Raw genomic sequence first — 12,570 nt, 5'->3', positions numbered from 1 at the left:
GCGCGGCGGGCGATGGGAGCGTGGTGTGGACTGGTGGATTCAGTGGTTCGGTAATGCGCAGCAGCGCCTGTTCGAGGGCGTTGTCCAGCCTGTGCTCTTTTGGCTGGGACAGGCCAGCCTGCTGGAGGATGCCTACGACGCCACAGGCTGGCTGCTGGTGGGCCTGCTGCAGATCTTCATCATGGTGGCGGTGATCGCGCCGCTGCAGTACTGGCGGCCGGTCGAGCCCGTCACCGACCGGCGCGCCATCCACGTGGACATCATCTACACCGTGGTCCACCGGCTGGGCCTGTTCCGGCTGGCCCTGTTCTTCACGCTGGACCCGCTGTGGGACGAGCTCATGGGCCGCCTGCATGTCTGGGGGCTGCCGAGCTTTCACCTCGACGGCGTGTGGCCCGGCGTCACCGACCTGGCCTGGGTCAGCCTGATCATCTACCTGCTGGCCTTCGACTTCCTGGACTACTGGATACACCGCGGCCAGCACAGCATCGGCTGGTGGTGGAAGCTGCATGCGCTGCACCACTCGCAGCGCCAGATGACGGTGTGGAGCGACAACCGCAACCACCTGCTCGACGATGTGATCCGCGACACCATCATCGTGCTCGTGGCCCAGCTCATCGGCGTGGCTCCAGGCCAGTTCGTGGCCATCGTGGCCTTCACCCAGCTCAGCGAGAGCTTCCAGCACGCCAACCTGCGCGTCTGGTTCGGCACCATCGGCGAGCGGCTGTGGATCAGCCCGCGCTTTCACCGCCGCCACCACGCCATCGGCATTGGCCATGAGCCCATGGCGCCCGTGCGCAACAAGAAGGCGCATGGCAACAACTTCGGCGTGCTGCTGCCCTGGTGGGACATGCTGTTCGGCACCGCCAACTTCGAGCTGCGCTTCGATCCCACCGGCGTGCGCGACCAGGTCCAGCCCAATGCCCAGGGCCAGCTGCGCGACTACGGCCAGGGCTTTTGGGCCCAGCAATGGCGTGGGTTCCTAAGGTTGATGGGTCGCGCTTGAGGCTGGGCTCGGGGTATGCTTGCCGGCATGGGCTTGCTACTCGATTCCTTCTGGCGTGCGACGGCGTATTGCCTGCATAAGCGGGTGATTGCATGGTCGCTGTTTCCCTTGCTCTTCATGGCCATCACGGCCTGGCTGCTGGGCTATTTCTTCTGGGCCGATGCCGTCGTCTGGACGGAAGGGGTCCTGCAGGGCGTGGGCTGGCTGCACACCGTCTGGTCCTGGATGGGCGTGCAATCGCTGCCCGAGCTGGTGGCGCCGGTGCTGGTCGTGCTCTCGGTCACGCCGGTGCTGGTCGTGGTCTCGCTGCTGCTGGTGGCGCTGTTCATGACGCCGGCCCTGGTCGAGCTGGTGGCCCAGCGGCGTTTTCCCGCGCTGGAGCGCAGGCAGGGCGCCACCCTGGTCGGCAGCCTGGTGTGGTCCGCAGGCTCTTCGCTGATTGCCTTGATCGCGCTGCTGGTGTCGGTGCCGCTGTGGTTCGTGCCGCCCCTGGTGGTGGTGATCCCGCCGCTGATCTGGGGCTGGCTGACCTACCGCGTCATGGCCTTTGACGCGCTTTCTGCCCACGCCAGCAAGCCCGAGCGCCGCAGCCTTTTCCTGCGCCACCGCCTGGCGCTGATGCTCATGGGCGTGGTCTGCGGCTATCTGGGCGCGGCGCCGGCCATTGTCTGGGCCTCCGGCGTGGTCTTCATCGCGGCCTTCTGGATACTGATTCCGGTGGCCATCTGGATCTATGCGCTGATCTTCGCTTTCTCCTCGCTGTGGTTTGCCCACTTCTGCCTGGCCGCGCTGCAGCGCATGCGCGAGGAGGAACCGGCGCTGCCCGACACCCCCATCGTGCCCTACGCTCCCGACGCGCCGCTCGGAGCCGGCGCGGCCTCTCCCCCCTCCACCCCGCAAGAAAAGACCTCATGACCCTTCAAGTAGGCGCACTCATCATCGGAGACGAAATCCTGTCGGGCAAGCGTGCCGACAAGCACCTTCCCAAGCTGATCGAGCTGCTGGGCGCGCGCGGCCTGTCCCTGGCCCATGCCGAGTACGTGGGCGATGACAGGGCGCGCATCACCGACGCCCTGCGCCGCGCCTTCGCATCGCAGGCCGTGGTCTTCAGCTTTGGCGGCATAGGCGCCACCCCCGACGACCACACGCGCCAATGCGCGGCCGAGGCCCTGGGCGTGCCGCTGGCACTGCACCCGGAAGCCGTGGCCCTGATCCGCGAGCGCATGCGCGATGTGGCCACCGAAGAAGGCAAGCCCTACGAACCCCAGCGCGCCGACAACCTGCACCGGCTGCAGATGGGCAACTTCCCCGAAGGCGCGCGCATCATCCCCAACGTCTACAACAAGATCCCTGGCTTTTCCTGCTCGGGTGCAGCGGGCACCGTGCACTTCGTGCCCGGTTTCCCTGTCATGGCCTGGCCCATGGTCGAGTGGGTGCTGGAGCAGCGCTACGCCAAGCATTTCCACAGCACGGTGCAGCGGGAGCATTCGGTCATCGTCTACGGCGGCATGGAGGCCACGCTGACGCCGCTGATGGTGGCCATAGAGCGCGACCACCCGGGCGTCAAGGTGTTCAGCCTGCCCAGCGTGGATGATTCCAAGCACGGCCGGCACATAGAACTTGGTGTCAAGGGCGAAGCTGGTGCCGTCACCAAGGCCTGGCCCACGCTGCTGGAAGGTTTGCACTCATTTGGTGCAAGTCTTGGCCCTGAATTGGTGCGCAATATCTGATTTACGGGCCGGTCCCTGAATCTGCACCGATTTGGTGAAGATGCCGGGCGGTGGATCGAATGCCGGCAGAGGCCTCAATGTCATCCACAAGCCCTTCCCAAGGCGGCAGAATCACGGGGCTGGCGCGCCAAGCAGGTGCCAGTCTGCAGGCATGCACTCAATGGATGCAGCCTGGCACGCAAACTGCTTAAGAGTATTTATCTTTTTTGATCAGCCAGATTGGCAGGAGAGATCTGATGGCAAAGACCGTTGCAGACGTGTTGAACATGGTGAAGGAGAACGAGGTCAAATTCGTGGACCTTCGTTTTACGGACACCCGTGGCAAGGAGCAGCACGTCACGGTGCCGGTGTCGCACTTCGACGAAGACAAGTTCACCTCGGGCCACGCCTTCGACGGCTCGTCGGTGGCAGGCTGGAAGGGCATTGAAGCATCTGACATGCAGCTGATGCCCGATCCCGCTACCGCGAACATCGACCCCTTCTTTGAAGAGACCACGCTGTTCCTGCAGTGCGATGTGATCGAACCCGGTGATGGCAAGGCCTACGACCGCGATCCCCGCTCCGTGGCCAAGCGCGCCGAAGCCTATCTGAAGGCATCGGGCCTGGGCGACACTGCCTACTTCGGACCCGAACCCGAATTCTTCATCTTCGACGGCGTGCGCTGGAACACCGAACCCGGCAGCACCTTCTACGAAATCGAAGAGTACGAAGCACCCTGGAATTCGGGCGCCAAGTTCGAATCCGGCAACCGCGGCCACCGTCCGCGCAACAAGGGCGGCTACTTCCCCGTGCCCCCCGTGGACAGCACCCAGGATCTGCGCGCCGAAATGGTGCTGCTGCTCGAACAGCTGGGCATTCCCGTCGAAGTGTTCCACCACGAAGTGGCAGGCGCCGGCCAGAACGAGATCGGCACCCGCTTCAGCACCCTGGTGGAGCGCGCCGACTGGACACAGGTCATGAAGTACGTGATCTGGAACGTGGCCAACACCTACGGCAAGACCGCCACCTTCATGCCCAAGCCCTATCCGGGCGACAACGGCTCGGGCATGCACGTGCACCAGTCCGTCTGGAAGGATGGCAAGAACCTGTTCGCAGGTGACGGCTACGCCGGCCTGTCCGACTTCGCGCTGTACTACATCGGCGGCATCATCAAGCACGCCCGTGCCCTGAACGCCATCACCAACCCCGGTACCAACAGCTACAAGCGCCTGGTGCCCGGCTTCGAGGCTCCGGTCAAGCTGGCCTACTCGGCCAAGAACCGCTCGGCATCGATCCGCATCCCCTACGTGGCCAACCCCAAGGGCCGCCGCGTCGAGGCACGCTTCCCCGATCCGCTGATGAACCCCTACCTGGGCTTCTCGGCCCTGCTGATGGCAGGTCTGGACGGCGTGGAAAACAAGATCCATCCCGGCGAAGCCGCGACCAAGGATCTGTACCACCTGCCCCCGGAAGAGGACAAGCTGGTGCCCACGGTCTGCCACAGCCTGGACCAGGCCCTGGAAGCGCTGGACGCGGACCGCTCGTTCCTGACCAAGGGCGGCGTGTTCTCGGACAGCATGCTCGATGCCTACATCGAGCTGAAGATGGGCGAAGTGACCCGTTACCGTCAGGCCGTGCATCCGGTCGAGTACGACATGTACTTCTCGCTGTAAGGCGAGTCGGCAAAAAGGCGGCGCAAGCCGCCTTTTTTGCTTTCGGCCAGGACCTGGGTATGCTGGGCGCGGAACCAAAAGAGGTTGGCCCGCTCAAGAAATGACGTCCAGCCCGGAAGATGGAGCGATACTTGCCCGGATAAGCCGGGCCCTTCCGATCTGGCTACCCGAGGGAATGGAATGAAGAAACTGTTTGTGTCACTGCTGCTGCCCCTGCTGTCGGTGGGAGCCTGGTCCCAGGATGTGATCTACCGCTGCGGCAACGAGTACACCAACAACGTCAGCCAGGCCAAGGCCAAGGACTGCAAGCCGGTGGACGGCGGGCATGTGACGGTGATCCATGGCGGCAGCAAGCCGGCGGCCTCGGGCGGCAGCCAGGCACCGCGCACCTCCGCCGCTCCGGCCGCAGGATCGCCCGCTCCGGCCAAGGTCAACAGCAGCGCCCAGAAGGCCCGCGACTCCGACGCGCGGACCATTCTGGAAAGCGAGCTGGCCCGCGCCCAGGAGAAGCTGACACAGCTGCGTCAGGAGTACAACGATGGCAATCCCCAGCGCACCGCATTGGAGTTGCGCAATCCCCAGGGCTATCTGGAACGTGTCGAGCAGCTCAAGAGCAGCATCTCGCGGCAGGAAGGCGATGTCGCCGGCATCCGCCGTGAGCTGGATCGACTTCCCAAGAACTGACGGGCCCGCGCGGCCCACCGGAGCCCGGCCATGATCCAGGACGACCGGCCGGCGCCCCCGGCCTCCTATCAGGCGCTTGACCTGCTGTGCACGCTGATGACCGTGCTCGACGAGCAGGGTGCCGTGCTTTTCGCCAACGCCGCCCTTGAAAACGCACTGGGCCTGTCGCGCCGCATGCTCGAAGGCAGCGAGCTGGCGGCCTGCTTCACCGAGCCTGCCTTGCTGGACAAGGCCTTGCGTGGCGCCCAGGACAACGACTTCGCGGCCCTGCGCTTCGAGGCCAGCCTGCACCGCGTGGGCGGCGATGCGCTGCCCGTGCACGTCACGGTCTCGCTGGCCGAGCGGCCCGGCCATGTGCTGGTCGAGTTCTGGCCGCTGGAGCAGCAGGCCCGCCAGGACCGCGAGGAGCGGCTGCGCGAGCAGGCCCAGGCGCACAAGGAGCTGATCCGCAACCTGGCCCACGAGATCAAGAACCCGCTGGGCGGCATCCGTGGCGCAGCCCAGCTGCTGCAGATGGATCTGGACGCACCCGAGCTGCGCGAGTACACCGAAGTCATCATCCACGAGGCCGACCGGCTGCAGGCGCTGGTGGATCGGCTGCTGGCGCCGCACCGCCATCCGCATGAGGTGGGCGACGTCAACATCCACGAAGTCTGCGAGCGCGTGCGCTCGCTGGTGCTGGTCGAGCACCCTGCCGGGCTGACCATCACGCGCGACTACGACATCTCCATCCCGGAGTTCCGGGGCGACAGCGCCCAGCTGATCCAGGCCGTGCTCAACATCGTCCAGAACGCGGCGCAGGCGCTGCAGGAGCGCATCGCCGCCGGTGATGCCGAGATCATTTTGCGAACGCGCGTGGCCCGGCAGGTAACTTTTGGTCGCCAGCGCTATCGGTTGGCATTGGAATTGCATGTGATCGACAACGGGCCAGGCGTTCCCGATGCCATCAAGGAGCGGATCTTTTATCCGCTGGTATCGGGAAGGGATGGCGGTTCGGGACTGGGGCTGACGCTGGCGCAGACCTTCGTGCAGCGCCACCAGGGGCTGATCGAATGTGAAAGCCAGCCGGGCCGCACGGATTTCCGCATCCTCATTCCCCTGCCTTGAGGCCCACGGAAGTCAACACTGCAACAAGGGAAGGATGCACCACCAATGAAACCGATCTGGATCGTGGATGATGACCCTTCCATCCGCTTCGTGCTGGAAAAGGCACTGGGCCGGGAAGGCTGGGCAACGCGCAGCTTCATCCAGGCGCGCGATGTGCTCACGGCACTGTCCGATGTCGATGCCGGCGACCCGGCGCGCCAGCCACCCCAGGTGCTGGTGAGCGACATCCGCATGCCTGGCGGCTCGGGGCTGGAGCTGCTCGAGCAGATCCGCGCCCAGCAGCCGGGCCTGCCCGTCATCATCATGACCGCGTACTCCGACCTGGACAGTGCCGTCTCGGCCTTCCAGCGCGGAGCCTTCGAATACCTGCCCAAACCCTTCGACCTGCCCAAGGCCGTGGAACTCATCCGGCGCGCCGTCGAGGAAAGCCTGCGCGAGGATGTGGCCGAGGCCCAGGCCCCGCTGCAGGCCGAGATGCTGGGCCAGGCGCCTGCCATGCAGGACGTGTTCCGCGCCATCGGCCGGCTCAGCCAGAGCCAGGTCACGGTGCTGATCACGGGCGAGTCGGGCTCGGGCAAGGAGCTGGTGGCGCGCGCGCTGCACAAGCACTCGCCCGTGGCGGGCGGCCCCTTCGTGGCCATCAACACCGCCGCCATCCCCAAGGACCTGCTGGAGTCCGAACTGTTCGGCCACGAGCGCGGCGCCTTCACGGGTGCCCAGACGCAACGGCGCGGACGCTTCGAGCAGGCCGAGGGCGGCACGCTCTTTCTTGATGAAATCGGCGACATGCCCTTCGACCTGCAGACGCGCCTGCTGCGTGTGCTGTCGGACGGGCACTTCTACCGCGTGGGCGGCCACCAGGCCGTCAAGGCCCATGTGCGCGTCATTGCCGCCACCCACCAGGACCTGGAGCAGCGCGTGCGCAACGGCGGCTTCCGCGAGGATCTGTTCCACCGCCTCAACGTCATCCGCCTGCGCCTGCCCGCGCTGCGCGAGCGCAATGAAGACGTGCCCATGCTGGCTCGCCACTTCCTGCAGCAAAGCGCGCGGCAACTGGGCGTGGAGCCCAAGCGCATGGGGGTCGATGCCATGCAGCGGCTGCAGACCTTCGCCTTCCCCGGCAACGTGCGACAGCTGGAGAACATCTGCCACTGGCTGACCGTCATGGCCCCTGCCCAGGTCATCTCGGTCAAGGACCTGCCCCCCGAGGTGCTGGGCGAAGCCGCCCCGCCCGTGGGCGGGGGCAACGGCGGCGTGCCTGCACCGGCCGCGCTGCCGCATGCGTCGGCACCGCTGGCGGACGAGGGCCTTGGCCGACTGGCCGTGCCCGTGTCCGCGCTGGCCCCGCCGCATGACACCGCCCTGGCCGCTTCCGACCTGGACTGGGTCCATCTGCTGGGGCAGCAGGCGCGCCAGCTGCTGGAGCACACCCACGCCCAGGGGCATGGTGAAGTCTGGGACCAGCTGTCCCGCCGCTTCGAGGCGCAGCTGATCCGCTCGGCCCTGGCCGTCACCCACGGCCGCCGGGTCGAGGCCGCCCAGCGCCTGGGCATTGGCCGCAACACCATCACCCGCAAGCTGCAGGAGCTGGGCATGGACGAGGACGCCTTCGAGTAAGGCAAGCCGGCGAGGCGGCCGGGCCCTTGCCTCGGCAAGGGTCCGGCTCCTACAGGCCGGCGCCCGGGGTGCTGACGGGCCGGGCCGCCCGGGCTTGGGACAATGGAGTCCTCTTCGCTGGAACGGCCTACGTCCCGACCTATCGTGCCCACAGTCCTCTCCAACCTCTGGCAAAAAGCCAAGCCCGCTCGTCCGGGCCTGATGTACCCATCGACACCGCGCACGCTTGGCGAGCCGGTCGATGCGTACTGGCATGACCGCTACTTCCTGGAGCCTTACTTCGTTGCGGGGCGTGGTTACGACCAATACCGTCCCGCCTACGCACTGGGCTGGAAAGCGTCACTTGAACCCGAGCACGCGCAGCAGGATTTCGACGATGTCGAATTCGAGCTTGAAGAGCGCTGGGAGCAGGTTCGGGGCAGCAGCCTGCTGCGCTGGAGCCAGGTGCGCGAGGCCGTCGAGGCCTCATGGCTGCAGGCGCGCCAGCGCACGCCCACACAGCCAGTGGCCACCACGCTGGAATTGCAGAGCACGGCCCTGCTCAATGCCGTGCTGGCCCTGGGCCGCCAGGCCCATGCACGCCTGGGTGAATGCATGAATCCCATGCCCCAGGGGTTGATCGGACAGGTGCTGGCGCGGCACTTCAATGCCAGCCAGATCCTGGTCGAGGACCTGGAACGTGCCATCGGCTCCAGTGGCGGCGTGGTCCTGCCCGTGCGCGACAGCCGTGCCGCACTGCGTCGCAACGCCTTCTGGGACGGGCTGCTGGGCAGGGAAGAGGGCGCGGACTACGTGCTGGACCAGGCCGAGTCCTGCCAGCAGCAATGGCTGAGCGCCTATGAGGCTGCCGAGCAGGTACGTCTGCCCAGGGCGCTCAGCGAGATTCTTCACCGCCAGTCCCTGATGCTGCGCGGCCATATCGAGGCCATCCACTGGCTGCGCCGGTACATGCTGTAGCCGGCTGGCTGCAATTCAGCCCAAGGTCACGACCACGGGTGCGTGGTCACTGGGCTGCGGGTTCTTGCGCGGCGCGCGGTCCACGCTGCAGGCGCTGACGCTGGGGCGCAATGCCTCGCTGACCAGGATATGGTCGATGCGCAGGCCCCGGTTCTTCTGGAAACCCAACATCCGGTAGTCCCACCACGAATAGCTTTTCTCGGGCTGGTCGAACATGCGGAAGGCATCGGTCAGGCCCAGCTGCAGCAGCGCCTGGAAATGCGTGCGCTCTTCCATCGTGTGGTGGATCGTGTCCTTCAGGCCGATGGGATCGTAGGAGTCGCGGTCCTCGGGCGCCACGTTGAAGTCGCCCACGAGCACCAAGCGCGGGTGGGTCGCCATTTCGCTTTTCACCCAGTCCTGCAGCGCCTGCAGCCAGCGCATCTTGTAGGCGAACTTGTCGGTGCCCGGCGCCTGCCCATTGACGAAGTAGCCATTGATCAGGCGCACCGGGCCGCCTTCGGCATCGAGGGTGGCGGCAATGATGCGGGCCTGCTCGTCATCCAGGCCCGGAATATTGCGCACCACGTCGCGCACCGGCGTGCGCGTCAGCCAGGCCACGCCGTTGTAGGTCTTCTGTCCATGGCTGACCGCGTGGTAGCCGGCCTCCTGCAGCGCCTGCAGCGGAAACTTGTCGTCGGTGAGCTTGAGTTCCTGCAGAGCCAGCGCATCGACAGGGTTGGCCTGCAGCCAGGCCAGCACCTGTGGCAGGCGCACGGACAGGGAATTGACGTTCCAAGTGGCGATTTTCATTTGAAGAATGGTCCTTTGATTTGATTGTCGCATCACGGGTGGCAAGGCTACGATCCCGATGCTGATCTGCCTGGAGGAGCTTTTGGGAGGGCACATCAGAACCGTCACACTCCATCGACAAGACTATTCAAGATGATGAACTGGCTCTCACAAGCCGCGCCCTGGCTGGCGCTGCTGGGCGCGATTCCCTTGCTGTATGCGCTCTCGCTGCTGCTGGCCACTTTGAACTGCATGCGCCTGCGCCTGCGTGCTGCGCCCATGGCCGTGGTGGAGCGCCAAGCGCTGGAGCCCGAATCACGGGCGGTGCTGGATGCCATGCAGCCGGAGTTGCAAGCCTTGGGCTTCACCTGGTGTGCCAGCCTGCAGGGCACGCATCCGCAGGCCATGGATCCCGACCTGCCTCTGGAGGTGGACTTGTTCGTCCATGTCGACGGGCGGGCCTGGGCGATGGTCCAGGCCGAACAGGCGGGAAGCGCCAGGCATGGCCGCACTGTGGGCTCCGTGACCTGGCTCACATTCTTTGCCGACGGGCGCAATTGGATGGGCTTCAATGGCCTACCTCAGACAAGCCTGCCTGCGCCGCCCGGCTGGACCTACCTGGACGATGCCCAGCCCGATACCGCATCGGCCTGGGCCGTCTACGCCGAGCGCCTGTCCGGCGACCGGGCTCCCGTTGTCCAGGGCCTTGACCAGGCGGTACAGCGCCTGGATGAGTGGGGCCGGAGCCAGGTCCCTGCACTGGTGGCCCAGGGCCGTGCGCTGCCTGCCGGGCCAGGGTTCTGGCGGCTCAGCTGGCGCGAGTCGCTGCGGCTGGCCTGGCGCGCCTTGCGCCAGGTGCGCAAGGAAGACAGGCCGGTGCCCGCCAGCCCATCTGCCGGCGCATGCCTTCATGGGCCGCAGGTCCGGCAAGTGTCCGAGGCGCTGCGCTTTCGCTACCAGAAAGCCGTGCAGCGCGGGCTGGGCATGGCGCACAACCGCCACCGCAGTTTCTGGATCACGGCGGCGCTGTTCCTGGCAGCAGGCGCCGTGCTGTTTTCATGGGACATGGCGTGGATGCTTCTGGTGGTGATCGCCGTGCATGAAGGAGGGCATTGGCTGGCCATGCGCTGGGCGGGCTACCAGCGTCAATCCGTCTTCTTCATTCCTGGCCTGGGTGGCATGGCCACCGGAGAAAAGGCGGACGCCACGCCGCTGCAAAAAGTGGGCGTCTATCTGGCCGGTCCCATGCCTGGGCTGTTGCTGGCTGTGGGAGCGCTGGCTGCCGTAGGCTGGGGCCTGGTCCCGCAGCCACCCGCCTGGACCATGCAATTGCTGCTGCTGACCTTGGTCGTCAACGCCTTCAACCTGTTGCCCCTCACGCCTTTGGATGGCGGCCGCGTGGTGGAGAGCCTGCTGTTCGCTCGCCTGCCCGCAATGCGGCTGGTGTTTGCACTGGCGGGCATGGCCGCGCTGGGTGGGCTGGCCTGGTTCAGCCGGGACCCCCTGATCTCCATCCTCACCGGCGTGCTGCTGATGGGGCTGCCGTGGCAATGGCGGGTGATGCAACTGGAGCGGGCCGTGCATCGCACCCTGCACACGCTTGCTCAACAGCAGGCATGCCAGGCCCCGGTCAGTGAGGCCGATGCCGTACACCGCGCATTCGGCGTGCTGCAGCAACCTGCTTTTGCGCGCTGGCCCTTTGTCCGGCGCGCGGCCGTTGCAGGCGCGCTGCTGCCTGCCTTGCAATCGCGTGCGCCCGGTTGGGCCGAAGGCGCAGCGGGCCTGGCAATCTACCTGGCCTGCCTGCTGCTGCCGGTGGCCATGGTCATGGGCATTCATCAAGCTGCGCCGCAGGGGCGGCAGGTTCTTGCTGCGCTGTGGGATGTGGAGCTGTCTGCCCGCCGTGATTACGTACCGGAGCAGCACCTGGCCGAGATCGAGGCCCGCCTGGCCCAGGCCGACCAACTGCCCCCGTCTGCCCAAGAGCAACGGGTGGAGATCTACCTGGAGGCCGCCCGGGAACTGCAACTCATGGACGACCATCCTCCGGCCGAGGCGCGCGCCAAAGCACTTTACCAATCGGCCTGGGCGATGACGCAGTCCCGGGCACAGAGTGATCTGCAGCGTGCCCATGCATTGAAAGGCATGGCCGACACGGCGGATACCGCCGAGCAGGCAACGAATTTGCGCCAGCAACTGGTGGCCGACCTGCAGGACGTGCAAGGCCCTGCACGCCGGGTGCTGGCCAGCGTGCAGGAAGTTCTTGCGTTCTGGGGACCGCCTGATCAGACCGTGGCGCAAAGGCTTGATCGGATGGTGCAGGCCGTGGAGATCCGCCGCGCCGACGCCGATGCGCCGGACGATTTCCTGCTGCTGCACGCGCGCATCAAGCTCGCCCGGTTGCTGGATGCCAGCGGCCACCCCGAAGCGGCGCAAGCCCAGTTGCAGGCCAATGTTGTCGCGCTCCAGGCCGCGCTTCAGGCAGCGTCGCAAGCTGCGCATGCCGTGACTGCGGATTCGGCTCAGCGCCGTGAATGGAAAATCTTCTCATTGATGCAGGCCGAAACCCTGCATGCTCGGTTCATGGCCGAGCACGGCCAGACTGGCGCTGCCGTGGCACTGGCCCGCCAAAGCGTGGAGCGCACCCCGCCGAAGAAGGCCGGCCACTACGCCTCCCAGGACAGCTGGATCGCCTGGCTCTGGATTGCCATAGGCATGGGTGATGCCGCTGAAGTGCGCCAGGCCCTGGCGCAACAGCTGCCTGCATCCCGTGCATATGCCGAAATCGGAATCGCCCAGGCCCGGCTGGCCGCCGCGCAACTGCTGAACGACGATGCCCTGCGCCTGCAGGCACTGGCCGCGTTGCAACCGCTGTCCCTGGCGCGCCACGTTGCGCTTTGCAGGCGCCCGCGCGTGGCGCGCGACCTTCATAGCGACTGGCAAAACCTGGAGCGCAGGCTTCAGCACGAGTCTGCGCAGGCCGCAGGACTGTGCCCCCGATAGGTATCGTCGGGGAGGGCGCGCGCATGCCGGCAGCGCAGGGCCA

General features: G+C 66.3%; 10 protein-coding genes. 9 read left to right on the top strand and 1 reads right to left on the bottom strand.

All coding sequences use genetic code 11. The annotated features are described in order from the left end of the window. Positions 1-25 precede the first annotated feature (25 nt). From BO996_RS23390 to BO996_RS23355, 8 genes are all read left to right on the top strand, one after another. The gene (locus BO996_RS23390) at positions 26-1,006 is read left to right on the top strand and encodes a sterol desaturase family protein (RefSeq protein ID WP_013801177.1); all 981 of its coding nucleotides are present in this window, start codon (positions 26-28) and stop codon (positions 1,004-1,006) included. Between the two features lie 15 nt (positions 1,007-1,021). Then, positions 1,022-1,921 (top strand): EI24 domain-containing protein, encoded by a 900-nt coding sequence (locus BO996_RS23385; protein WP_043782572.1) that lies wholly within the window; start codon positions 1,022-1,024, stop codon positions 1,919-1,921. Continuing rightward, positions 1,918-2,736 (top strand): competence/damage-inducible protein A, encoded by an 819-nt coding sequence (locus tag BO996_RS23380; RefSeq protein WP_012206802.1) that lies wholly within the window; start codon positions 1,918-1,920, stop codon positions 2,734-2,736. The genes BO996_RS23385 and BO996_RS23380 overlap by 4 nt, the downstream gene beginning before the upstream one ends. 236 nt (positions 2,737-2,972) lie before the next feature. Further along, positions 2,973-4,388 (top strand): type I glutamate--ammonia ligase, encoded by a 1,416-nt coding sequence (gene glnA / locus BO996_RS23375; protein ID WP_012206801.1) that lies wholly within the window; start codon positions 2,973-2,975, stop codon positions 4,386-4,388. 180 nt (positions 4,389-4,568) lie between these two features. Next, a complete protein-coding gene (locus tag BO996_RS23370; protein WP_013801180.1) occupies positions 4,569-5,072 on the top strand; it encodes a hypothetical protein in 504 nt (167 codons plus the stop codon). A gap of 30 nt (positions 5,073-5,102) precedes the next feature. Beyond that, entirely contained in the window at positions 5,103-6,179 is a 1,077-nt protein-coding gene (glnL, locus tag BO996_RS23365; protein WP_012206799.1) for a nitrogen regulation protein NR(II), read from the top strand. 45 nt (positions 6,180-6,224) lie between these two features. Further along, the gene (gene ntrC / locus BO996_RS23360) at positions 6,225-7,796 is read left to right on the top strand and encodes a nitrogen regulation protein NR(I) (RefSeq protein ID WP_071956536.1); all 1,572 of its coding nucleotides are present in this window, start codon (positions 6,225-6,227) and stop codon (positions 7,794-7,796) included. A 144-nt stretch (positions 7,797-7,940) separates the two neighbouring features. Continuing rightward, positions 7,941-8,753, top strand: coding sequence for a hypothetical protein (locus tag BO996_RS23355; protein WP_224986152.1), 813 nt, complete (start codon positions 7,941-7,943; stop codon positions 8,751-8,753). Positions 8,754-8,768: 15 nt separating this feature from the next. On the opposite strand, the gene xth is transcribed toward BO996_RS23355, so the two are convergent. Beyond that, a complete protein-coding gene (gene xth / locus BO996_RS23350) occupies positions 8,769-9,545 on the bottom strand; it encodes an exodeoxyribonuclease III (RefSeq protein WP_071956535.1) in 777 nt (258 codons plus the stop codon). A gap of 132 nt (positions 9,546-9,677) precedes the next feature. Between xth and BO996_RS23345 the strand changes: the two genes are divergently transcribed. Next, a complete protein-coding gene (locus tag BO996_RS23345; protein ID WP_232240411.1) occupies positions 9,678-12,527 on the top strand; it encodes a site-2 protease family protein in 2,850 nt (949 codons plus the stop codon). Positions 12,528-12,570 lie beyond the last annotated feature (43 nt).

This window comes from Delftia sp. HK171 (genome assembly GCF_001886655.1).
GTDB classification, from domain to species: domain Bacteria; phylum Pseudomonadota; class Gammaproteobacteria; order Burkholderiales; family Burkholderiaceae_C; genus Comamonas; species Comamonas acidovorans.
This window is presented reverse-complemented; position numbering and strand designations above follow the sequence as displayed.

What these genes read in the sequence shown, in the direction of transcription:
- BO996_RS23385 (WP_043782572.1), top strand. Translation starts at nt 1,022, where the DNA reads ATGCTTGCCGGCATGGGCTTGCTACTCGATTCCTTCTGGCGTGCGACG.
- BO996_RS23380 (WP_012206802.1), top strand. Translation starts at nt 1,918, where the DNA reads ATGACCCTTCAAGTAGGCGCACTCATCATCGGAGACGAAATCCTGTCG.
- glnA (WP_012206801.1), top strand. Translation starts at nt 2,973, where the DNA reads ATGGCAAAGACCGTTGCAGACGTGTTGAACATGGTGAAGGAGAACGAG.
- BO996_RS23370 (WP_013801180.1), top strand. Translation starts at nt 4,569, where the DNA reads ATGAAGAAACTGTTTGTGTCACTGCTGCTGCCCCTGCTGTCGGTGGGA.
- glnL (WP_012206799.1), top strand. Translation starts at nt 5,103, where the DNA reads ATGATCCAGGACGACCGGCCGGCGCCCCCGGCCTCCTATCAGGCGCTT.
- ntrC (WP_071956536.1), top strand. Translation starts at nt 6,225, where the DNA reads ATGAAACCGATCTGGATCGTGGATGATGACCCTTCCATCCGCTTCGTG.
- xth (WP_071956535.1), bottom strand. Translation starts at nt 9,545, where the DNA reads ATGAAAATCGCCACTTGGAACGTCAATTCCCTGTCCGTGCGCCTGCCA.
- BO996_RS23345 (WP_232240411.1), top strand. Translation starts at nt 9,678, where the DNA reads ATGATGAACTGGCTCTCACAAGCCGCGCCCTGGCTGGCGCTGCTGGGC.